The organism is Caminibacter pacificus, from assembly GCF_003752135.1.
GTDB lineage: Bacteria > Campylobacterota > Campylobacteria > Campylobacterales > Nautiliaceae > Caminibacter > Caminibacter pacificus.
In genome coordinates, this window is the sequence record NZ_RJVK01000003.1 from 141784 (window position 1) to 163914 (window position 22131).

Consider the following 22131-nt stretch of genomic DNA (forward strand, 5'->3'; position numbering starts at 1 on the left):
ACTCATCTTAGTATAGAAGCGAAAAAGGAACGGATTTTGCTTCTTTGGTAAAAAAAGGCTTTTTAATGATAGAGGCACTGCTAAAAATCACCGAAAATCAAGAGATTAAAGGCTTAAGTAAAACAAACGAAAATTTTTTACTGAAACTTTTTGATGAAAGCGAAGATAAAAATCAATTTCTCAATTTACTAAAATCTCTAAACATCTCAAAAGAGGATTTAAAAGAGATACTAAAAAAACTTCCGCAAAAAGACAAAGAAAAATTCGAAAAAATAATCTCTCTTTTCGAAAATCAAAAGCCCAAAATCAAAACCACTGCCGAACCAAAAAAAGAAAAAAAAGTCACTTCCATAAGCGACCTTTTGGAAAACACTCAAATCCAACCTCAAACACAAAAAATAGAAATATCCGAATTTGAAGTCAAAACAAAAGAAAAAAATTACAAAAAAGTAGAGATAATAAAAAAACAACTAAAAAGCGTTTTTGAAAAAGAAAACATAAAATTATCGAAAACGGAAATAAAAGAGTTTAAAAAAATAAAATCTCTAAAAGAGTTAATAACTTTTGCCAACAAAAAAGGTCTGAATATCGAAAAAGTAAAAATATCAAAAGATATTCAAAAATACACAATCTCAAAAAACGCACCTCAAAAAAACCCTGAGCCTATCGTTGTTTCAAACTTGCCAAAGCCTAAAATAAACCTATCTCAAAAAACAAAACCTCTAAACCCGACACAAACTATAAATACGAAAACAAAAAAATCTCCTATTTCGGAAATTGTCTCAAAACATATAAAAACCCAACAAATACAACCTCAAAACGAGCATATCAAAATATCAAAAGAGCCTAAAATCTCCCAAAAAATATCTCTTGAAACTCTATTAAACGACAAACCTCAAGAAAAGAAAGAAAAAAAACACGACTCCATAAACCAAACAATAGCCCAAAGCGTACAAACACAAATAAAACACGACATAATAAAAGCGAAACAATCGATCCAAAAATTCTCAAACGACTTACATGAAGCGATAAAAGATTACAAACCGCCTCTATCCAAAATATCTATAGAAATGAACCCTAAAGATTTGGGTAAAGTGGAAGTGACTCTGATTCATAGAGGGGAAAATCTACAAATAAAAATCAATTCAAACACCACCCAAACCCTAAATTTCATCCAAACGCATCAAAACGAACTGAAACAAAACCTTATTAATATGGGATATAGCGAAGTAAATATGAGCTTTAATACCAATCAACAAAATCAACAGCAACACCAAAGACAAAACCAACAAAAATACAAACAAACTCAAGACAATTTAGAAGAAATAGTAATCGAAGTTCCTTACACATACGCTTAGGAACGACTTTTGCTTATATTTAAAAAAAGGATCGAAAATGGCAATTACATCAGTTTCCAACACCGTCACACAATCCGATAACGATTTCGTTTATAACCCAAACTCCCAACTCGACAAAGACGCGTTTATGCAACTATTTTTAAAAGAGCTTGAAATGCAAGACCCTACAGACCCGATGGATACGGATAAAATGCTTGAACAAACCGCTTATCTTTCGACAATGGAGATGAATCAAAATATGCAAACGACTCTTGATAATCTCTCAAAAACACTCCAAACAAACTCCGAACTCGGCGCAATTAGCGCTATCGGAAAAATCGGTGATACCGGATATAGATACATAAACGTCACCGACGACGATAACAGCGTAAGTTTCGATTTGTATTTCGGAGACGATATCTCAAGCGGTAAAGTCGAAATTAAGGACAAAAACGGAAATGTCGTAAGAACTTTCCCTCTTGAAGCGCACACGAAAGGCGTATTGAATTTTGATTGGGATTTGACAAACGACGCGGGTGAGAGAGTACCGAGCGACACATATGAAGTCACAGCCACCTACACTTCGCCTGACGGTAGCGAGCATACTACGGCTCTTGGGGCGTATCCGATTGAATCTATCAAATTCGAAAACGGAGAACCTTACGCAAAACTCGGTAGCAATTATCTTCCGTTTAGCGAAATAAAAGAAATATACGAATGGCAAGGATGATGAAATGACAACCTCATTTTACAATTCAATTGCGGGTCTTATGAGTTTTCAACAAGGAATCGATGTATGGGGCGATAATATCTCAAACATAAATACAATCGGTTTTAAAGAAAAAACTCCCGATTTTTCAACTATTTTTTCAACCACTCTCGTAGGAACCCAAAGTAGCGATACGGGAATGGGCTCCACTATCACCTCAACTTCTCTTGATACGTCTCAAGGTAGTATCATAAACACCGAAAATCCTTTTGATTTGGCAATAGGCGGTAACGGATGGTTCGGAGTAAAACACGGAGATATGACTTTTTATACAAGAAACGGAGCATTTAATAGAGACGCTCAAGGATATTTGGTAAATGATTCGGGAGATTATCTTTTGGTAGCAAATGCCAATAACTTAATAAAACAAGACGACGGAAGCTATATCGTTGATACGACAAAACAGGTTCCCGATATTTTAAATACGACATTCACTCCAATCTCTCTTCCTGATAACGTGATTTTACCGGCGGTGGCGACTAAAAACGTAAACCTCACTTCAAACCTAAACGACGACACTCAAATTACAACAACAAAACCCGCTACCGAAAACCTATATTTCAGTGCTCTTTATAACAAAGACGGAGAAGATATGCAAATTAGAGATTCTCAAAATTTGGTATTCGGTTTTGGAAACGATGTAAAATACGATTCTGGAATTTTATCTTCTACTTTTTGTATTCCAAACGACGAAAAAGACGGAAAAGACGTTAATATAGATTTTACACTAAACGGAAAAGAGATTAAATTCACACTTCCCGACGGCTCTACAAGCGAAGAGATTTTACAAAAACTATCAAGCGAACTGACTAAAAACGGATTTACAAACTCAATCTCAAACGACACCATCACTATAAGCACTCCTAATGAATTTATCTTAAAATCAAACGATAATATAATGCAAAGCACGGCGGCTGCCGTTTTGACATACAAAACGGACCCTAAAAACCGATACGACTTCGCAACTCCGAAAGATTTCGTAGAAAAACTAAAATCCCTTGCTGATGTAGCGTATCCAAACGAAACTAAAATAGGATTTGAAAACGGAGAATTTTATATTTCGAATTTAAGTAATGAAACTCTAAACGCTTACTCTCACGCGGCAAACAATTCCAACGAAAAATTCCTAACAAACCTCGATAGACTCGGAAACGTGATAATTCCTCAAACGGACGCTAAAAGTCTTCAGTTTTTAAGCAATACTCAAGATTTCGGAGGAAACATTATCGAAGCAAACGGAAATAAAGACACTATTACGTTTGAATTTACAAAACAAAAAGTCGAGCCCGATAAAATTACCTGGCTTGGAAACATCAAAATAACAAACGAAAACGGAGAAGTTACGAATCTAACAAAAGAGTTCGTTTTCGATTCTAACGGAGCTTTGTTATCACCAAAAACCATAACCCTAAACGAACCGCAACAAATCGATATTAATTTCAACCTAACATCCTATGCAAAACCCGATAAAGCTCTTAGCTATTCGTTTAATCAAGACGGAATAGAAAAAGGATATCTCCAACACTATCAAATAGAACAAAACGGAAACATTATCGCTACATTTTCAAACGCAAAACAAGCCGTTTTGGGACAAATTCCTATTTTTCATTTTCAAAACGACCAAGGGCTCGATAGTGTAGGAGGTAATCTTTTCACTCCTACTTCAAATTCAAAAGAAGCGTTTTTATATCAAAACAACGGAGAATACATCCAAGGCGCTCAAATTTTATCCGGAAGTCTTGAAAATTCAAACGTTTCGATGACTACGGCAATGACCGAACTAATTATTACTCAAAAAGCATTCAGTGCAAGCGCAAAAACAGTCACGACAAGTGACGAAATGATTCAAAAAGCGATAAATTTAAAAAGATAGGAACGATAATTGCTTAACTTTATAAATAAAAAATCGAAAAAGGATTAACCATGATGAGAAGTTTATGGAGCGGGGTTAGCGGACTTAACGCTCATCAAATAGCTATGGACGTAGAAGCCAACAACATCGCTAACGTAAATACCGTGGGATTTAAGTACAGCCGTACGAATTTTCAAAACCTACTTAGCCAAACCGTAAAAAGCGCAACTGCTCCTCAAGGAAACTTAGGAGGTAAAAACTCGCTTCAAATAGGTCTTGGTACGAGTGTAAGCTCGGTTGAAACGATTTTTAAGCAAGGAAGTATTCAAAATACCGATAAAAATACGGATATGGCTATAAACGGAGACGGGTTTTTTATCGTAAGCGGCGACGGAGGAAAAACATACCGCTACACAAGAGCCGGTGATTTTACTTTTGACGCAAACGGAAATTTCGTAGACCCTAACGGATATATCGTTCAAGGTTGGCTGGCAGACCCTGAAACTCACAACATAGATACCGCAAAAGGTCTTCAACCGATATCAATTCCTCCCGGACTAACGACTCCGGCAAATCCTACCAGCAAAATTTCTATAAAAGCCAACCTAAATAGCGGCGATCATATAGTAGAAAAAGCCGGAACAAGACCTACAGTAGATCAAACGGCCGATATGAACGGAATTTACGATGCCAACGGAAACAAAATAAACCTAACTCCCGATGTCGATAAATTACAACTCGGAATCGATATAAATAACGACGGAACTATCGATACCGCAACGGAAGTTTTTACGTTCGTATACGGGAAAAGCACTTCGCCTGACGATAACAAATTTACTACGATTAAAGAATTAATGGATAAAATCAACGCTAAAATTTTAGAATCTACGGGTGATACTCCGGATGCCTACAACGCAAAAGTATACCTAAACGGAGACGGACAAATCGTAGACCCTAAAAACAAAATCGTAGTTAGCGACTCTGTTTTCGCCTCTACAAACCAAGTTTTAGGTGACGTTTTCAAAGGTTTACAAGGACCTTCTATCACTACCGGTTCTTTAAAAGCTATTCAAAACAGCTTTATAGGCGCCGATGACGTAGGAGAGCTTTTTAACAACAACGGAGACGCCTTTAATCTTGAAGACGGACAAGGAATTAGCGTAAATATCAACGGTCTTGGAGAAACAAGAAAATTCATCTACACAAAAGACCCTATTAATTCGAGTGAGGGTTGCGGTACGGCAACAGGTTCTTATCAACCTGCAAAACCTATCACGGCAGATTCAAACGAAGGATTCCATTGGCTCTTTTATTCCGACGCTTCAAGCGATGCGGATAATAGAGCGTATCTAAGTACGAATCAACAACTATCGTTCGTACTCTCAAACGGTGATACGGTAACTTATACATACGGAAAAGATTTTCAAACTATAAGTGATTTATGCTGTTTATTAAACACTGACCTTACAAATAGAAACATCAACGATATAATCTCATTTAAAGACGGTAAAATAGTCGAATCAAGCGGTAGCGGAATCCAAGACGCTCAGGTGAGAGACTCAAACGGAAACGTAATCGCTGCAGATACTACGACGGTACTCGGAAGACTTGCGAAAATGATGGACGGTCTTGACGGAACGGGAAGTGAAACATCTACTTTTTATAAAAACGATATCTATTATTTCCATGATATCCAAGATTTGGCAAATCTATGGCAAATGGCGGTTGATGCAAGCGGAGACCCTGCTAACTCGACAACAGGAAACAGCGGTATCGTATCTATAACCGACAACGGTGAAATAAATGTCAAAAACACTTCACCTAGTTCGTTTAATATCACCGTAAACGGTTATCCTAGCGACGAACAGGACAATCAACTATTTACAGACGCTTTTTCACCTATTAACGGAACCGTAGCAGCTGGAGGCAGTGCTTTTTCACAAGCAATGAACGCAGCAGTTCATACCACAAGCATGGATATTTTCGACTCACTTGGCGCAAAACACACACTAACGTTTCATTTTAGAAAAACCCATACTTCCACTTCACCAAACGACCCGACCGTATGGAAATGGTATGCTGAGGTGCCTGCTCCTTCAAGCTTGGACCAACCGGCATACGGATACGTAAAATTCAATAGTGACGGAAGTATCAATTCATTCAATCCTCCAAGCTTGATTTTCAACCCGAATAACGGAGCGACTACAGGTCAAGCGGTACAGTTGGATTTCGGAGACCCTAACAAATTCAACGGCCTAACATCTTTTGAAGCACCAAGTACCACAAGCGGACAAACACAAGACGGATACCCGGGAGGTGATTTACAACAACTCGTAGTAGACCAAACAGGTACGATTATCGGCGTATTTACAAACGGAAGAAGCTACAGCCTCGCTCAAGTGGCTCTTGCTAAATTCGTAAATAACGAAGGTTTGATGAACGAAGGAGGAACGTTATTCGCCGCCTCTCCTAACTCCGGAGACCCGATAGTAGGAACGGCCGGAACGGGCGGTAGAGGAAGTATTCAACCAAGCTCTCTTGAAATGAGTAACGTCGACTTAAGCAGAAGCTTAACTCAATTAATCGTAATTCAAAGAGGTTTCCAAGCAAACTCAAAAACGATAACGACATCCGACCAAATGCTAAACACCTTGCTTCAACTCAAACAATAAACTATAATACCCTAAAAATCTCTTCCGATTTTTAGGGGCGTATATGCAAAAACTTTTTGAAAAAAACCTGAAATTTTTTTATGAAAATATTCCAAGTTATTACAAACTGATAACATCCATAAAAAAAAGAAATTTCCAAATAAAAAACGATAATCTCTACCATAACGGAAATCCGGTATATCCCAATTCAATCACAATCGATTCAAAAACAATTTCGACTAATCCCTTAAAAAACCCTCTGTGGGAAAAAAGCTTTTTTATAAATCCCGACTTTTGGGATGAAAAAGAGTTTTATGCTACCGGAAAAGTTATCAATTCATTTATGAGCAAAGAAAAAAACTACGCTTTTGAAAGCGATTTTTTGCCTACAACCATACTTTTCGGGCTCCTTAGCGGAAAACATCTTCAAAATTTAGTAGAAAAATACTATTTTCAATCTCTATTTATCTACGAACCGAATCCGGAATTTTTTGCAATCAGTCTCTATTTTGTGGATTATGAAAAACTATACACCAAACTCGATAAAAGACTTTTTTTATGGATAGGTGGAGAGATAGACTATTTTGCAATCGAAAAATTCTTTTATGAAAGAGTCGTTACTTCAAGCTTTTTAAATATCTACTACAAAGCTTACGAACACCCTTTAATTAATGACGCAATTGCAAAATTTTCAAACATACAAGCCAGCAAACTAAGAGGCTGGGGAACATATGAAGATGAAATGAAAGGTATAAAAAAACACAAAAAAAACATAAACAAATATCCGATTTTGGAAGAAAAAAGAAAAATTAACGCTCCGATATGCGTTATTGCAAACGGAAAAAGTTTGGAAGATTCGATCGAATTTATCAAAAAAAACAGAGATTCGATAATTTTAGTATCGGTAGGTACTGCAATAAAACCTCTTTTAAAACACGACATCCAGCCCGATTTTCATATAGAACAAGAGAGAATAGATATTTTGCCGGATGTATTAAAAGATACGCTGCCGTTTTTTAATGGGTATTTTTTAGGTGCAAGCGTAGTGGATGAAAAAGTTTTTAAAATGGCTAAAAAACCGCTGATGTTTATAAGAGAAGCTTTTACTCTTGAGGATTGCTATAAACCTCTTATCGGATCATCACCTATAGTCGGAAACGCAGGGTTTGCTTTTGCAGCGAATTTTACGGACGAAATATATCTTTGCGGTATGGATTTAGGCTTTAAAATAGGTCAAAAAAAACACGCAAGCGGCAGTTTTTATGACGATAGAGACGACACGGCAAAAAGCGGAATAAAAATAAAAGGAAATTTTGACGAATACGTTTATACCGACTCTCTTTTTCTCTCTTCAAAAGACAAAATAGAAAAAATGATAGAAATGTTTAATTTAAAAGTTTACAACCTAAGTAAAGGAGCGTATATCAAAGGCGCACAACCTCTAAAAAACAAAAATTTACCTAAAATCGACAAAGAAAAAGTTATCTCTCAAATGCTAAAAGCGTTTAAAACAAAAAAATACCCTCCTTGCAACGTCGATACGAAACCTCTTATTAAAGCATTAAAAGAAGCCTTTAAGCTAAAAATATCAAACCAAAAAGAACTCACGGGTGCCGTTGATTTTATTGAAGATTTAGTAAAAGAGTATGCAAAAATAGACAAAAAAACCTTCACTCTTTTAAAGGGATCGATTTTTCATATACTTATAAATTTCTACGCTCTTTCGTTCTCAAAAGACCCGAAAGAGATGCAAGAGACTATTTCCGAAAACTTAGACGTTTTTAGCAAATAACTCTGTTTTTTCCTTCTCTTTTAGCCTTATATAGCTTTTCATCCACTTCGAGCAAGAAATATTTCAAATCCCCTCCCGCATACTCGCTAACTCCGAAGCTGCAAGTCACTGCTCTATTAATACCGAAATTGTGTTTTTCTATTTTTTTTCTTATATTTTCGGCAATACTGCAAGCTTCGTCGATTTTGCAATTTTCAAGAATTATCATAAATTCTTCCCCGCCCCATCTGCCGAAAATATCTCTTTTTCTGATACTGCTTTGAATTATGGAGCTTATCTCTACAAGTACGATATCTCCTACCTGATGACCGAAATCGTCGTTTATTTTTTTAAAATTATCCACATCAAAAAATATTACGCTAAAAGGCTCATTGTTTATTTGATAAACACTTGCAAACATTTCCAAAAATTCTTCGAGTTTTTGGCGGTTGTAAATACCTGTGAGTTTATCGTAACTAGCAAGTTTTTCAAGCATTATTTCGTATTCATGTTCATATTTTAATTTGATCTTGAGTTTAACGACCCAAATAATAAGCATTACGATTATAGCGGCTAAAATTATGATAATAACGATTTGAAAATAATTCGGTTTTGACTTTTGAGCCGTAATCCATTTTTTATAAATATTTTCTCTCTCATCAAACGTTATTTCGTCAATCGCTTTATTAATAATCGGCACAAGTTCTTTTTCACTTTTATTTATCATAAACCTAACAGGAAACTTTATATCAAGCTGTCCTGAAATTTTTAAATTATCGTATTGGTATTTGTTGATTTTGTAAGCAATTACCGGCAAAATATCTATAGCGGCATAAACTTTGCCCTCTTTTACCATTTTTAAAGCTTCATCAATCGTGGGTACGCTTATGACGTTTAGATTGGGATAATTTTTTTTAAGTAACGCTTCTGCCGTATATCCTTTACCGACAGCTATTATTTTATTTCTTAAAAAAGTGATATTGGGAATAAATCCTACATCGTTTCTTGTGGCGATTACAAGAGGAAAAGTAACGTAAGGCTTAGTAAAAACTGCATATTTTTCCCTCTCTTTAGTTTTTCCGGCACCAAGAGCCAAATCGGCATCGCCGTATTCTATAGCTTGCAATACTTCTATCCAAGTAGGCTTTATTAAAAATTTATAATTAATCCCCGTTTTTTTAGCTATAAGTTTCCAATAATCAACGGCTATTCCGACAAGTTTTCCGTCGATTTCGGTATTAAACGGTTCCCACTTCGTAGTTGTTGCAATATTAAATACTCTCGTATTTAAATACTCTCTTTGAGTGGAGTTTAAATCGACGGCGAATAAAAGTTTTATTAACACAAAAAAAATCAAAAATCTCATTCTCTAAGCATTCCTTTTAATTCTTTTAAAGAAAGCGTATTTATAACATTTTTTTTCTCGCACCAGCCTCTTCTTGCCTGATTTATTCCGTATTTTACGAAATTTAGCGATTTTAAATTATGGGCATCGCTGTTTATGACGAGTTTTACGCCTTTTTCGATTGCCTGTTTTATCAAAACGTCGTTTAAATCGAGTCTGTCGGGTTGAGAATTTATCTCTAAGAAGACTCCGTTTTTTACAGCTTCGCTAAAAATAAGTTCAAAATCCAAACTCATCTCTTCTCTTTTGTGCAGAATTCTACCTGTGGGATGTGATATTGTGGTGACAAAAGGATTATTTATCGCTTTTATTACTCTTTTTGTCTGTAATTCTCTTGGTAAATCGAATTTATAATGAATAGCCGCATTTACAATTTCACATTTTTCTAAAATCTCTTCATCATAATCCAAAGAGCCGTCTTCTAAAATATCAACTTCGCACCCTTTGAAAATATAAATTTTTCCCTTAAACTTCTCATTTAACCTATCAATCTCCTCAAATTGCCTAAGAATTTTCTTTTCATCCATTCCGTTTGCGACTTTAAGCCTTTTTGAGTGGTCTGTAATTGCAATATATTCATATCCAAGCTCAATCGCTTTTTTCGCTATCTCTTCTATCGTATTCGCTCCGTCGCTGTAATTTGAATGAATATGCAAATCCCCTCTTAAATCCTCCCTTTTTATAAGTTTCGGAAGTCTGTTTTCCCTGCAAGCCTCTATTTCACCTCTATTTTCCCTAAGCTCGGGCTCTATATAACAAAGTCCAACCGCTTTATAAACCTCTTCTTCGCTCTCACCGGCTATTTTTTTATCGTCTTTATAAACTCCGTATTCATTAACTTTCATACCTAAAGAAATAGCTATTTTTCTAATTTCGATATTATGAGCTTTACTTCCCGTAAAATAGTGCAAAGCAGCCCCGTAGCTCTCATGACTCACGGCTCTTAAGTCAACCTGTAGTCCGTTTTGTAAAAAGACGGTCGAGCGAGTAAGACCTGCGGAATGGACCTCTTTTACTTCGGGATATTTTATGAAATATTCACTAACTTTGGGATAATCTTTTGCCACAACCAAAATATCCAAATCCCCTACAGTCTCTTTTTTTCTTCTGTAACTTCCCGCAATTTCCACAATCTCCACACCCTCGAATTTCAACAAATACTCTCTCAAATCCTCCGCAATATCCTCAACCTCAGCCCACAAAAATCTAATACCGGCTTTTTTTAGTTGTTTTATGCCTTTTAGGATTTTTTCAATAAGCTTAGGCCCAAACCCCGGTAACTTATCAAGTTCTCCGCTTTGAGCGTATTTTTTTAGCTCCTCTAAAGACGTAACGCCGAATGCGTCATAAATTTGTTTGACCCTTTTAGGTCCTAAGCCTTCGATACTTAGCATATCAACCAAGCCTTGAGGAATCTCCTTTTTAAGCTCCTCCAATTTATGAAATTTGCCCGTATTTACAATCTCTTTTATATATTCGCTCAAATCTTTACCGATTCCCGGAAGTCTAGTTAAATCAAATCCCTCTTTTACCAATTTGTCAAAATCTTTACTTGAATTTTCCACAATCCTCGCAGCGTTTCTGTATGCTCTGACTTTAAAAGGGTTTTCACCTTTAATCTCAAGCAAATCCGCGGTCATTGCAAGCATTTTAGCAATTTCGCCGTTTGTCATCATATATCCTTTGAAGGAATATGAATAAAATAGCCCTGCATTCCGTCAATCCCGAGTTTTTTACATATTTCGTAAATTTTCTCGTCTTTGACGAATTCGGCAATGACTCTGATATCCATCTCCTTAGCAAACTCGACTATCGTCTTTACTATTTTATAAAATTTTTCATTCTCATCCAAAGACTTAATCAAACTTCCGTCGATTTTTATATAATCGGGCTTTATATTCGCAAGATAGATAAAATTGCTATAACCGCTACCAAAATCGTCAATCGCAATTTCAACGCCGTATTTTTTGACTTTTTTTACAAAATTTTCAAAAACGTCGTACTCGCTTATCGAATCGGTCTCCAATACTTCTATAATCACTCTATTTTGCATATTGAATTTTTCTATTTTTTCTAATAAAAACTCCACAGTCTTTTCGTTTTGAATATCTTCGTATGAAAAATTTATAGAAAGTTTATGTGGTAGGTCTTGAAAGATTTTAAAGCTTTTTTCTATCATTATTCTCGTAATTTCATCGTAATATCTCGTATTTTTTATGGAATCCAAGAAGTAAAAAGGAGAAACTAATTTTCCATCTTCATCAATTATTCTAACAAGCGCTTCAAAACTCAAATCATCTTTTTGAATCATCTGAAATACCGGAATCACCCTATTTTCCATTATCGCTTTTTTTACGAAATTTAATATTTCAATCTCTTTATTGATCTTTTCTTCTATTTTTAAATCTTTTGAATATTTTACGATATTTTCTTTTGTAACTTTTGCGTAATGTAAAGCCATATCTGCTTTGATTTTTATTTTCCTACCCTCAACCCCCTCTACCAACGCCGCATATAAATCCAAATCTATCTCATACTCTTCATCTTTGATTTTGATTTTTAAAGGATTATTATAAAAATACTCGATTACGCTATAAGCAAACATTCCTAAATTACATTTTTCAAAAAAAAGCACTATAAAATAATCCGCACTTATTCTATAAAGTTTAGCATTTTTGATAATAAATTTTTGCAAAATCTTCGCAAGATTTTTTAAAACTTCATCCCCAACTTCCTCACCGTATTTATCATTAATATTAGAAAATTTTTTTATATCGAAAAGCACCGCACCGTAAGGGTTTCTAAGTACGTCTTCATCAAATGCGGCTTTATTAGGAAGCTGAGTTACGTTATCGATATATAATTTTTGCCTCACTTCGTTAAAAGCCACATCGACAAGATGTATTAAAGATTCTATCGTAGTAACTTTGTCGTTTTTGGGGATATAGAGCTCTTTATTTTCTAAATCTCCCCCCTCGCTTAAAGCCAAAACGTTTAAAGTTTGGTTTAAAAATCTGCCGTTAAAAAACTCCCCGTATCCGAAAAACCCGGTATTGGGGATGTTTTTTAACATCTGAAGCTCTAAAAAAGAGAGTTTTTCGACAAAACGTCTTCTTGCCATACACGAAAACACAAAAAGAGCTTCTATTTTATGTCTTAAAAGTTTTTGAAAAATCCTTTTTGAATTTTCAAGTACTTTAGAAATTTCAGCAATTCCGAAATTTACTATTTCACCTTCATTCAAAGCTCCGGCGAAGATAAGCGCTTTATCCCTAATCCCTACAACCGCTCTTGCGACATCCAAATTATTAATTGTCTTTATCAATGGAAACTCGACTCCGATTTGAGGAAAGTAATTTTTTATTTCGGTTCCTAAATAGTAGCTATAAACATCAAATGCATTTTTTTCATCAATTTCATATACGATATTTTTATCGCTTTTTGTAATTTTCATACGTCTTCCGAATTTCACCCATCCAAAAGAACTGTCGATATAAACATCTAAACCGGAAGAATTAAAAAAAACTCCTAAAACACCGTTTTCAGTAATTTCATTTTCATAAAAAACATAAGTTTTTCTAAATTTCGCATTATCTCCGGCCAACGCTCCAATAACGGGAACGTTATCATTTATAAAATTTATCCCTTCTATTAAATCATCCGCGTTAAATTCTATTCCCGAAGCAAAAATTATTAAAAGTTTTGTATCTTTTTTTATTTTTGAGGCAAGCCTTTTCCCATCTTCAAATAAATTGCCTTTTTGAAAAAATTCAATCTCAATATCAGTATTTTCAAAAAAAGAAAAAGACAAAACAACATCGTTTTGAGTTATTTTAGAATTTATAATTTCGCCATCGGTAGTTATACCGACTATTTTTGCATTGGGAAAATACTCTTTTACAGTCGATACGACACCTAAAATATACGACTTTATCACAACCCCGCAATAAATTTGAACCAAAAGTGTTTTATAGTTTAAGTTTTTTGTTTTTTCGAATATCTCTTTTATATTTCTTTCATCAAACGTACATGAGTATTGTTTCATTCCAAACTTTCTAAAAATTTTTTTAGTTTTTCATTTAAAGGCAAAATAAGCTGTTTTCTTTTGCTCGTTTCACCTTTTAATTCGATTTCGCTTTTTGGTATTTTGAATTCTTTGCTAATAAATTTAATTAACTCTTTATTCGCAGCTCCTTCGACCGCCGGAGCTTTTATGTTTATTTTTAAACTCTCGCCGTATATTCCGGCAATCTTGTTTTTTGACGAGTTCGGCTGAGCTTTTACGTTTATAATTACTTTACCGTTTTTTATTTCATAAACCATTTCATCTCCTTTAAATCGGCTATATTTAATTTTTTTTTATGGTATTATATGAAAAACCAAAGGAGAAAGAATGAAAAAATTTTTAGCAATTGCCGCTGCCGCCATAACATTAAATGCCGGAATTTATACCAATCAATTAATTCAATGTATGGTAAATCACTCTTCTCAAAACGATATTAAAGTTTTAAAAACCTGGATGTTTTTTGCATTCGCTCAAGACCCGGACCTCGCAAAATACGCAACAATTTCAAAATCACAAAAAATACAAATAAATAAAGCTATGGGAAATTATGTAACGAGATTATTAACGGTGGATTGTAAAAACGAATTCAAAAACGCAGTAAAATACGAAGGAAACCAAGCGATTTCCCAATCATTCGAATATTTAGGAAGAGTAGCTGGCGCAGCAATTACAAGCACTCCTGAAGTTAGAGCATATTTTAAAGAATTCGCAAAATACGTAGATACGAAAAAACTTGACGAACTTACGAAATAACTCTTAAAATCTCTTTCAAATCAGCTCTGTTTTTAATAAAAGTAGGCTTTAAGTCTTTTAAAGCCTCTTTTAACTCTTTAACATCTACAATTTTTATGTTTTCCACCTCTTTATAAAGAGCTTTTTGATTAAAGATATGCCTTCCGCTAATCAAAGGTTTATTAAAATATGCAACTTCTATAGGATTGTGACCTCCGACATTTTCTACAAAACTTCCCCCTAAAATCACAACATCCGACACGGCATACAAATTAATAAGCTCACCCAAAACGTCATCCAAAATAATATCTGCCTTTAATTCCTCATCTGATTGTGAAAGTTTAGAAAAACTAAGAGAATTTTTTGTAGCGAAATCTTTTAGGAATTTTTCTACTTCTTTAAATCTTTCGGGATGTCTTGGTGCTACGACTATTTGATATTCAAGAGGTATGTTTTTTAATATTATCTCCTCTTCGTTTTCATGCGTTGAAGCGATAACCAAAAGTTTTTTTCTTTTTTTGTAGTTTTTCGTAACTTTAAAATCGGTTATAGTTTTAATATTTCCTATAACCTTTACGTTTTTCGCTCCAAGTTTTAAAAGTCTTTTTTTATCCGTTTCGCTTTGAGCCAAAACAATATCGATATTTTCGAATATTTTCTTATAAAACCACCTGAACTTCATATATTTAGGAAAACTTCTATCGCTTATTCTCGCATTTAAAAGTATAGTTTTTTCACATCTTCTTTTTGCAACGTAAAAAAGCATATACCAAAGCTCCGCTTCCATTACCACCAAACTTTTACAAGGCCTTATCCAAAAAGGCAAAAATATCTCATAAGGTAAAAATCTTACATGAGCGTTTTTGTGTCTTTCGGCTTCGTTAAATCCCGTTTGAGTAATAACCGATAAATTTATCTCTTCAAAATTTTTTATTATCGGATTTAGCGCTTTAGTTTCTCCAAGAGAGCAGGCGTGAAACCAATGAAGCTTTTTAGAAAAAGGGGGATTTTTATATAGAAAAAATCTTGCGGGAATTGATTTTTTATATTTTTGTTTAAAACTTAAAAAAATCAAAAAAGGAAGAGAAATAAGATAGATAAAAAGTGCGAAGATATAATAAATTACAACCATTAATCTTGTGATTTATCCTCATCTTCAACGAAAAGTACTCTTCCGCAGTGTGGACACGTTACGATTTCTTCACCTTTTAAAACTTCAGCGTAAATTTTGTCGTTAATTCTCATATTACATCCCGTACATGCCTGTTTTTTAATAGGAGCCACAGCCGTAACTCCGGCCCATTTTTTGATTTTTTCATAGAATCTATAAATATTAGGATTCATCTCTTTAATAAGCTCGTCTCTTTTTTTATAAAGTTCTTCTTTTTGTTTTTCAACAGTTTCTAGTTTTTTCTCAACATCCATTTTAGTAATAGTAATATCTGCTTCAATTTTTTCAATCTCTTTTAAAAGCTCAGCTTTTTCTTCCTCTTTTTGTTCTATCATTTTTTCAAATCTTGCAATCTCTTCATTTGCGCTTTCTATTTGTTCTCTTGCAAGTTCTTCTTCGATTTGAAGCGCTTTAAACTCTTTTTCAGTTTTTACTTTGTTTTGTTTCTCTTCGATATCTTTTAGTTTTTCTTTAAGTTCCGCAATTAAAAGTTCGTTTTTGCTTTTTTTAAGTTTGATATTTTTAATCTCGTCTTCAAGTTTTTCAAGTCTCTCTTCAAGCGAAGCTTTTTGATTTTCAAGCTTAATCAAAGGGGCTTTTATATTCGCTTCTACAGGCTCAAGCTCTTTTAATTTTCTCTCTAATCTATTCAGTTCAATTAGCTCTTTTAGGAATTTGTTCATTCTCTGCCTTTTTTAATGAAATTATATCAAATTAACGAAAACGGATTTTGAGAATTTATTTTTATAATCTCCACATCAAATCCGATTTCGCCATCAATCGCTTTATATAAAACGTCCGTAAAATATTTTTCACTATCGTAATGACCGATATCAATCAGTGAAATTCCGCGGGCTTTTGCATCCATAGCTTCGTGATATTTAATATCACCCGTTAAAAAACAATCAGCTTTAATACCGCTAAGTAAACTCATCCCCGCACCCGTCGTAATTGCAACCTTTTCAATAAAATCTTTTGTTTTTACAACTTTTATTTTTTCCAAATTCATCTTATCTTTTACTAAATTTACAAGCTCGTCAAAACTCATAAAAACATCGCTATAAAAAACGAAATCTTCCGCAACTCCGCTAAGTCCCAATACTTTAGTCGCAAAATAGTTGTTAAGATGAGTTTTGTCAAAATTGGTATGCATTGCAATTAACGATACGTTTTTTCGAATCAGTTTAATTAAAAATTTAGTAGAAAAAGAATTAGGCACCACTCTTTTAATTCCTCTAAAAATCAAAGGATGATGAGTGATAATCAACGAATTATCTTCTACTTTTTCAATTACACTCTCGTCAATATCTAAAGAGAGATAAATTTTTTTAACCTCTTGATTGTAATCACCTACGTTAAGACCGCTATTGTCCCACTCTTCTTGATATTCAAAAGGCGAAACTTCGTTTAAAAAATCATAAATCGTTCTTACTTTCATTTCTCTTGCTTTTCTTGGATTTCAACATACAATTCGGCAACCGCTTTTGCAAGCTCTCTTATTTTTAAAATATAGTTTTGTCTCTCGGTTTGAGAGATGGCTTTTCTCGCATCAAGCACGTTAAAAATATGACTCGCAAAAATCGTATAATCATACGCCGGAAGCGGAAGTTTTGCTTCTATACATCTTTTGGCTTCGTTTCTGCTGTCTTCAAACCATCTAAAAAGCATATCCGTATTTGCGACTTCAAAATTATATTTTGAAAATTCAAATTCACCCTCTTTATGCATATCCCCATAAGTCGTATTTTCGTTCCATTTAATATCATATACGTTATCCACCCCTTGAAGATACATAGCAAGTCTTTCGGTACCGTAGGTTATCTCAACAGGTACCGGGAAAGTCTTTAAACCTCCTACTTGTTGAAAATAGGTAAACTGCGTAACTTCCATACCGTCAAGCCAAACTTCCCATCCAAGCCCCCAAGCTCCGAGAGTCGGGCTCTCCCAGTTGTCTTCTACAAATCTCACATCGTGATTTTTCAAATCAAGTCCTAAATATTCAAGACTCTCAAGATACATCTCTTGAATATTGTCGGGACTCGGTTTCATAATAACCTGAAACTGATAATAACTCCCGAGCCTATTGGGATTTTCTCCGTATCTTCCGTCTGTCGGACGACGACTCGGCGCAACATACGCCACATTCCAAGGTCTGTTTTCAAGACTTCTAAGTAGAGTTGCGGGATGAAACGTCCCCGCCCCGCTTGGAAAATCGTAAGGCATAACGATATTACATCCTTTGTTTTTCCAAAATTCCTGAAGTTTCAAAAGTAAATCACTAAAATACATCAACGCTCCTTTATTTTTCACCTTTATAAATCATATATTCGCCAAGCTTTGATTTGCTCGCTCTTGCCACTACGTTGCACTTTACTTTGTAAAAATAAAACACTTCTCTTTCACACTCTCCAAAAAGACATTCGAAATTTCCCATTCCTTTGCTGATTACCAAATTGCTCGTTTGGAAAATATCTTTTGCTTTTTTGTTAGCAAAAGGAATACAAAATCCCGGTGTCGGCACTCCGCTATCCACCACTTCCGCCAAATCCCAAATCTCAAGACCTTCCAAATCTTTTAAAGTTACGTCGTTAATAATCGGCTTTCCTCTAACAAAATAAAAAACTTGAATTTCAGGATTAAAACGTCTTATCTCTTTAATAAAAATTTCGTCAAATACGTTTTCTCCGGCATTATCAGCAAGATAACAAAGAGTTTTTGCATTTTTGAGTTTTTCTCTAAACTCATTAAAATCGTTTTTAAAAAATTTCATTTCAAAAATATTTTTAATCTCTTTTTCTAAATTATACTCCTGATGAACTCCGAGGTCTATAACATTGCCGGCTACGGAAATTTTCGCAGCATCAAACAGCGGGTCTTTGCTTTTTTTTATTCTTTTTTCAAGAATCTCTTTAAACTTCAACGCTTCTTTTATCGCTTCTTTTTTCTCTTTTTCAAATAAATCTTCAATTCCCAAAATTTCGGATATCTTTTTATAAACATCCGCCGCAATTACGGGCGGCATATATGTTAGGTCGTATTTGGAGAGAATTTTAGCTCCGACCCTTAAAACCTCGCTTGCTTTTTCATCATTCAAATTCAAACGCTCGGTTATTTTAAAAACCTGATTATAAATGCATAAATAACACTCTTTGCTTATATGCATTATTTAATTCCAAGTTCTTTTTTAATTACAGGCTCGTTAAATCCACAAATCCATCTGCTGCCTATAAGAATTACAGGCACTCCTCTACATCCGTGTCTTTCGCAATCTTTTGCCGCTCTTTGGTCTTTGCTTATATCGATTTTCTTGTATTTTACTTTGTTTTTTCTAAAAAACTGCTCGGCTTTAGTACACCACACACAACCGGGAGCGGTAAAAAGCACAACTCTTTTTTGAGCCATCAATCCTCCTTATTCTCTTTTTTTAATACTTGTCCCCACATAAGTTTATATTTTCTTCTGCAAAACTCAAGCTCTTCTTGACAAATTTCAAGCTGTTTTTGAAGTCTTTCGATTGTCTTTTTTTGATTTTCGTAATCTTCTTGAATAGCGTAAATAGACTCTTTTAAAAACTGATTTTCTTCTTTTAAAGTTTCGATAGTCTCATCTTTACTCATCAAAACTTTTTCATGCAACGTCAAAAGCATACCGATTGTTCTCTCGGCAATCGATTGCTCTTTTTCGATTATTTGAAGTTCGGGCAAAGGCACAAGAGCCTTCGCCATCGATTCGACTTCAACATAAATTGTATCTTCTTGTTTTTTACATTTAAGTTTTTTTTCTTTACAGAGTTTAATTATCTCTTTGCGCGTTTTTCCGCTAAGCTTACTAAACTCCTCGATACTTAGCCAAGTTTGCATTAATCGAGTCTTACCTCAACTTCTTTTGAATCAAGTTCCACTTTTTTAGCTTGAGCGATTCTGTCTTCTTCAAGTTTCGCTTTTAGCTCGTCATCGCTGTTTGCCAAAATCTGAAGCGCAAGATATGCGGCGTTTTTAGCTCCCGCTTTTCCTACCGCAACAGTCGCAACCGGCATACCTCCGGGCATCTGTACAGTAGATAATAAAGCGTCAAGCCCGTCCATCATTCCGGTAGGCATAGGTACACCGATAACCGGTCTTGTAGTTAATGATGCTACAACCCCCGCTAAGTGAGCCGCCATTCCCGCACCACAAATAAACACTTTACAACCTCTCTCTTCGGCTTCTTTTACATACGAATGAGTTCTATCCGGAGTTCTGTGAGCCGAAGTAATTATCAGCTCGTAAGGAATTTGGAATTTTTCAAAAATTTTTACAGCTTCTCTCATTATCTCATAATCGCTCTTACTTCCCATAAGCACGCTAACAAATCTCATTTTTCTCTCCTTATACGCCGTTTGGGCTATATTCTACTTTTTTTCTCAAAAAGGTAAGCGGCGGCAATTTGCAAGGAAGCATAATCGGATTTTGGTTCCCGCTATGCACCGCGTTTAATTCTTTACCGCTTTTTGTAACTATTTTATTAAATTTTAAATACCACTTGCCATCTTCTTGCCAAATTTTACCTATCTCGTTTTCACAAGGTGAAATTTTAGCATTTTTAGGTAGTAAAATTTCAACAACGTCACCCGGAAAAGTTTTATATTTACACATAAAACTATCACCCTCTTGCGTAACTACTCCGCTTACCTGCCACTCTCCGTGAGTCAAAGAAGTCTCAAGATTTTGCGTATCGTCTCTTTCATAAGGTCTTTTAACTAAATACGCATCCGTCAAGCCTCTATTTTTGGTCGTTAAAATCTCTTTATAATATTTTTCGCAATCGCATTTTCCGCTGCTTAAATATTCGTCAATCGCATCTCTATAAGCTTTTGTAACCACCGCGACGTAATAAGGCGCTTTGGTTCTACCTTCTATTTTCAAACTATCCACAACTCCGGCATCCAAAATTTCCGGAATATGTTTAATAAGACATAAATCCTTAGCGTTCATTATATAAGTGCCGTCTTCATATTCTTCCATTTTAAACATAGTACCGGTCTCCGGATTTTCGGCATATAAAACATACGGATACCTACAATCGTTGGCACAACTTCCTTTGTTCGGGTTTCTTCCGAATTGCACGGCACTTAAAAGACATCTTCCGCTATACGCAAAACACATAGCACCATGAACGAAAATCTCTATTTCCACATCGGGTACTTTTTCTTTTATTTTTATCAAATCCTTAAGACTTGTCTCCCTTGCCGCAATAATTCTCTTTACTCCGAAATCCCTATACGCTTTATAATCCCAAGAATTAAGAGCGTTTGCTTGAGTTGAGAGATGAATATCTATTTCGGGTGCTATCTCTTTTGCTTTTGCAATAACCCCGAGTGTCGAAATAATCATCGCATCAACGCCGATTTCTTTTAATTTTTTAATATGAGACTCGACTAAAGGAAGCTGATTTTCAAAAGGAAAGGAATTTACAGTAGCATATACCTTTACGCCTCTTTCATGAGCATAATCCACCGCTTCTTTAAACGTTTCGTAATCAAACTCTTTTCCGCTGTGACAACGCAAAGAAAAATGACTCACTCCCGCATAAACGGCATCCGCTCCGTATTCTATTGCGATTTTAAGCTTTTCGAAATCACCGGCCGGTGCTAAAAGTTCAGGTTTTTTCATACATCACACTCCGAACTGCTCGAGTAACGCTTCGATATCTTCGTCGCTAACGGTCTCACTTTCGTCTCCATGAATATGATTTGCGCTTTTAACTCTCTCTTCATCGTCGATTTTTCCTTCGAATAATTTATTCATATATTTTATCAATGCTCTCATAATATTTATAACTCTTTCTATTTTTTGACGATGGATGTCTTGATATTGCATAATCTCCATCGCCGTCATTATTTTATCTTGAGTCTCTTCGTTGCTTTCTATAGCTTTTTTGACTTTTTCAATCATTTCGTCAATTTTTTCAAGCTCGGTTTTAAAAGTTTTAATATGAGGAAACTTTTCGACAAGCTTGGAAAAAAGCTCTTTTTGGTGAACGAAAAAATCAAGTACGTCGTTTAGGTCTTCATTTGCGTAGCTTACGGCTTCGGATATTTCATCCATGATGTCTATAACCTGAGAGGCTTTTTCTTCGCTCTCTTTTGTTACTTCGTCAAGCTGAGCTACGACTCTGTGCTTATCATCCGCAGGCGGAGGATATATCTCTTCGCTATCTTCATCTTTTGGCTCGCTATCTTCTACCGCTTCATCCAAAATTCCCTCAAGCAAATCATCTTCGCTTTGGTCGTTTTGATTTTCTTCGCTCTCTTCAAGAGCGTCGATACCCTCGATATCACCGTCCATTAAAGCGTCAAGTTCCTCTTGTGTCATAAGCCACCTCTTTTTTTGATATAT

20 protein-coding genes are annotated in these 22131 nt (G+C 35.0%); 6 read left to right on the forward strand and 14 right to left on the reverse strand.

Translation table 11 applies throughout. The features are described 5' to 3' along the window. The first annotated feature begins 65 nt into the window (after positions 1-65). The 5 genes from EDC58_RS07035 to EDC58_RS07055 are packed head-to-tail and all read left to right on the forward strand — an operon-like array spanning position 66 to position 8401. Positions 66-1358 (forward strand): flagellar hook-length control protein FliK, encoded by a 1293-nt coding sequence (locus tag EDC58_RS07035; RefSeq protein WP_123352811.1) that lies wholly within the window; start codon positions 66-68, stop codon positions 1356-1358. Positions 1359-1395: 37 nt separating this feature from the next. Beyond that, positions 1396-2067, forward strand: coding sequence for a FlgD immunoglobulin-like domain containing protein (locus EDC58_RS07040; protein ID WP_123352812.1), 672 nt, complete (start codon positions 1396-1398; stop codon positions 2065-2067). Between the two features lie 4 nt (positions 2068-2071). Continuing rightward, positions 2072-3979, forward strand: coding sequence for a flagellar hook-basal body complex protein (locus EDC58_RS07045; protein ID WP_123352813.1), 1908 nt, complete (start codon positions 2072-2074; stop codon positions 3977-3979). Between the two features lie 50 nt (positions 3980-4029). Next, positions 4030-6630 (forward strand): flagellar hook-basal body complex protein, encoded by a 2601-nt coding sequence (locus EDC58_RS10365; protein WP_123352814.1) that lies wholly within the window; start codon positions 4030-4032, stop codon positions 6628-6630. Positions 6631-6673: 43 nt separating this feature from the next. Beyond that, positions 6674-8401, forward strand: coding sequence for a motility associated factor glycosyltransferase family protein (locus EDC58_RS07055; RefSeq protein WP_123352815.1), 1728 nt, complete (start codon positions 6674-6676; stop codon positions 8399-8401). Here the strand turns inward: EDC58_RS07055 and EDC58_RS07060 are convergent. From EDC58_RS07060 to EDC58_RS07075, 4 genes are read right to left on the reverse strand one after another with little or no spacing between them, the layout of a single operon-like run. Beyond that, positions 8391-9746: a transporter substrate-binding domain-containing diguanylate cyclase gene (locus tag EDC58_RS07060; RefSeq protein ID WP_123352816.1), complete on the reverse strand. Its 1356-nt coding sequence runs from the start codon at positions 9744-9746 to the stop codon at positions 8391-8393. The genes EDC58_RS07055 and EDC58_RS07060 overlap by 11 nt on opposite strands. Beyond that, positions 9743-11461 carry a DNA polymerase/3'-5' exonuclease PolX gene (polX, locus tag EDC58_RS07065; protein WP_123352817.1) on the reverse strand — a complete coding sequence of 573 codons (1719 nt, stop codon included), beginning with the start codon at positions 11459-11461 and terminating at the stop codon, positions 9743-9745. Before polX ends, EDC58_RS07060 begins: the two co-directional genes overlap by 4 nt. Next, positions 11458-13830, reverse strand: coding sequence for a bifunctional diguanylate cyclase/phosphodiesterase (locus EDC58_RS07070; RefSeq protein ID WP_123352818.1), 2373 nt, complete (start codon positions 13828-13830; stop codon positions 11458-11460). Before EDC58_RS07070 ends, polX begins: the two co-directional genes overlap by 4 nt. Then, on the reverse strand, positions 13827-14108 hold the full coding sequence (locus tag EDC58_RS07075) for a DUF167 domain-containing protein (protein ID WP_123352819.1): 282 nt from the start codon (positions 14106-14108) through the stop codon (positions 13827-13829). Before EDC58_RS07075 ends, EDC58_RS07070 begins: the two co-directional genes overlap by 4 nt. A 70-nt stretch (positions 14109-14178) precedes the next feature. Between EDC58_RS07075 and EDC58_RS07080 the strand changes: the two genes are divergently transcribed. Beyond that, a complete protein-coding gene (locus EDC58_RS07080) occupies positions 14179-14604 on the forward strand; it encodes a hypothetical protein (protein ID WP_123352820.1) in 426 nt (141 codons plus the stop codon). On the opposite strand, the gene waaA is transcribed toward EDC58_RS07080, so the two are convergent. From waaA to EDC58_RS07130, 10 genes are read right to left on the reverse strand one after another with little or no spacing between them, the layout of a single operon-like run. Beyond that, on the reverse strand, positions 14594-15715 hold the full coding sequence (gene waaA / locus EDC58_RS07085) for a lipid IV(A) 3-deoxy-D-manno-octulosonic acid transferase (RefSeq protein WP_123352821.1): 1122 nt from the start codon (positions 15713-15715) through the stop codon (positions 14594-14596). The genes EDC58_RS07080 and waaA overlap by 11 nt on opposite strands. Then, positions 15715-16437, reverse strand: a complete 723-nt coding sequence (locus tag EDC58_RS07090; protein ID WP_123352822.1) for a zinc ribbon domain-containing protein — start codon at positions 16435-16437, stop codon at positions 15715-15717. The genes waaA and EDC58_RS07090 overlap by 1 nt, the downstream gene beginning before the upstream one ends. A gap of 26 nt (positions 16438-16463) precedes the next feature. Further along, positions 16464-17192 carry a Nif3-like dinuclear metal center hexameric protein gene (locus EDC58_RS07095; protein WP_123352823.1) on the reverse strand — a complete coding sequence of 243 codons (729 nt, stop codon included), beginning with the start codon at positions 17190-17192 and terminating at the stop codon, positions 16464-16466. Further along, positions 17189-18043 (reverse strand): glycine--tRNA ligase subunit alpha, encoded by an 855-nt coding sequence (gene glyQ, locus EDC58_RS07100; protein ID WP_235823196.1) that lies wholly within the window; start codon positions 18041-18043, stop codon positions 17189-17191. Before glyQ ends, EDC58_RS07095 begins: the two co-directional genes overlap by 4 nt. 10 nt (positions 18044-18053) lie before the next feature. Further along, positions 18054-18917 (reverse strand): damage-control phosphatase ARMT1 family protein, encoded by an 864-nt coding sequence (locus EDC58_RS07105; RefSeq protein ID WP_123352825.1) that lies wholly within the window; start codon positions 18915-18917, stop codon positions 18054-18056. Further along, positions 18917-19156, reverse strand: coding sequence for a glutaredoxin family protein (locus tag EDC58_RS07110; protein ID WP_123352826.1), 240 nt, complete (start codon positions 19154-19156; stop codon positions 18917-18919). The genes EDC58_RS07105 and EDC58_RS07110 overlap by 1 nt, the downstream gene beginning before the upstream one ends. Further along, positions 19156-19614: a DUF3972 domain-containing protein gene (locus EDC58_RS07115; RefSeq protein ID WP_123352827.1), complete on the reverse strand. Its 459-nt coding sequence runs from the start codon at positions 19612-19614 to the stop codon at positions 19156-19158. Before EDC58_RS07115 ends, EDC58_RS07110 begins: the two co-directional genes overlap by 1 nt. Then, positions 19614-20111: a 5-(carboxyamino)imidazole ribonucleotide mutase gene (gene purE / locus EDC58_RS07120; RefSeq protein ID WP_123352828.1), complete on the reverse strand. Its 498-nt coding sequence runs from the start codon at positions 20109-20111 to the stop codon at positions 19614-19616. Before purE ends, EDC58_RS07115 begins: the two co-directional genes overlap by 1 nt. 10 nt (positions 20112-20121) lie before the next feature. Then, on the reverse strand, positions 20122-21405 hold the full coding sequence (locus tag EDC58_RS07125) for a peptidase U32 family protein (protein WP_123352829.1): 1284 nt from the start codon (positions 21403-21405) through the stop codon (positions 20122-20124). A 3-nt stretch (positions 21406-21408) separates the two neighbouring features. Then, positions 21409-22107 carry a hypothetical protein gene (locus tag EDC58_RS07130; protein ID WP_123352830.1) on the reverse strand — a complete coding sequence of 233 codons (699 nt, stop codon included), beginning with the start codon at positions 22105-22107 and terminating at the stop codon, positions 21409-21411. Positions 22108-22131: the final 24 nt, after the last annotated feature.

What these genes read in the sequence shown, in the direction of transcription:
- EDC58_RS07035 (WP_123352811.1), top strand. Translation starts at nt 66, where the DNA reads ATGATAGAGGCACTGCTAAAAATCACCGAAAATCAAGAGATTAAAGGC.
- EDC58_RS07040 (WP_123352812.1), top strand. Translation starts at nt 1,396, where the DNA reads ATGGCAATTACATCAGTTTCCAACACCGTCACACAATCCGATAACGAT.
- EDC58_RS07045 (WP_123352813.1), top strand. Translation starts at nt 2,072, where the DNA reads ATGACAACCTCATTTTACAATTCAATTGCGGGTCTTATGAGTTTTCAA.
- EDC58_RS10365 (WP_123352814.1), top strand. Translation starts at nt 4,030, where the DNA reads ATGATGAGAAGTTTATGGAGCGGGGTTAGCGGACTTAACGCTCATCAA.
- EDC58_RS07055 (WP_123352815.1), top strand. Translation starts at nt 6,674, where the DNA reads ATGCAAAAACTTTTTGAAAAAAACCTGAAATTTTTTTATGAAAATATT.
- EDC58_RS07060 (WP_123352816.1), bottom strand. Translation starts at nt 9,746, where the DNA reads ATGAGATTTTTGATTTTTTTTGTGTTAATAAAACTTTTATTCGCCGTC.
- polX (WP_123352817.1), bottom strand. Translation starts at nt 11,461, where the DNA reads ATGATGACAAACGGCGAAATTGCTAAAATGCTTGCAATGACCGCGGAT.
- EDC58_RS07070 (WP_123352818.1), bottom strand. Translation starts at nt 13,830, where the DNA reads ATGAAACAATACTCATGTACGTTTGATGAAAGAAATATAAAAGAGATA.
- EDC58_RS07075 (WP_123352819.1), bottom strand. Translation starts at nt 14,108, where the DNA reads ATGGTTTATGAAATAAAAAACGGTAAAGTAATTATAAACGTAAAAGCT.
- EDC58_RS07080 (WP_123352820.1), top strand. Translation starts at nt 14,179, where the DNA reads ATGAAAAAATTTTTAGCAATTGCCGCTGCCGCCATAACATTAAATGCC.
- waaA (WP_123352821.1), bottom strand. Translation starts at nt 15,715, where the DNA reads ATGGTTGTAATTTATTATATCTTCGCACTTTTTATCTATCTTATTTCT.
- EDC58_RS07090 (WP_123352822.1), bottom strand. Translation starts at nt 16,437, where the DNA reads ATGAACAAATTCCTAAAAGAGCTAATTGAACTGAATAGATTAGAGAGA.
- EDC58_RS07095 (WP_123352823.1), bottom strand. Translation starts at nt 17,192, where the DNA reads ATGAAAGTAAGAACGATTTATGATTTTTTAAACGAAGTTTCGCCTTTT.
- glyQ (WP_235823196.1), bottom strand. Translation starts at nt 18,043, where the DNA reads ATGTATTTTAGTGATTTACTTTTGAAACTTCAGGAATTTTGGAAAAAC.
- EDC58_RS07105 (WP_123352825.1), bottom strand. Translation starts at nt 18,917, where the DNA reads ATGCATATAAGCAAAGAGTGTTATTTATGCATTTATAATCAGGTTTTT.
- EDC58_RS07110 (WP_123352826.1), bottom strand. Translation starts at nt 19,156, where the DNA reads ATGGCTCAAAAAAGAGTTGTGCTTTTTACCGCTCCCGGTTGTGTGTGG.
- EDC58_RS07115 (WP_123352827.1), bottom strand. Translation starts at nt 19,614, where the DNA reads ATGCAAACTTGGCTAAGTATCGAGGAGTTTAGTAAGCTTAGCGGAAAA.
- purE (WP_123352828.1), bottom strand. Translation starts at nt 20,111, where the DNA reads ATGAGATTTGTTAGCGTGCTTATGGGAAGTAAGAGCGATTATGAGATA.
- EDC58_RS07125 (WP_123352829.1), bottom strand. Translation starts at nt 21,405, where the DNA reads ATGAAAAAACCTGAACTTTTAGCACCGGCCGGTGATTTCGAAAAGCTT.
- EDC58_RS07130 (WP_123352830.1), bottom strand. Translation starts at nt 22,107, where the DNA reads ATGACACAAGAGGAACTTGACGCTTTAATGGACGGTGATATCGAGGGT.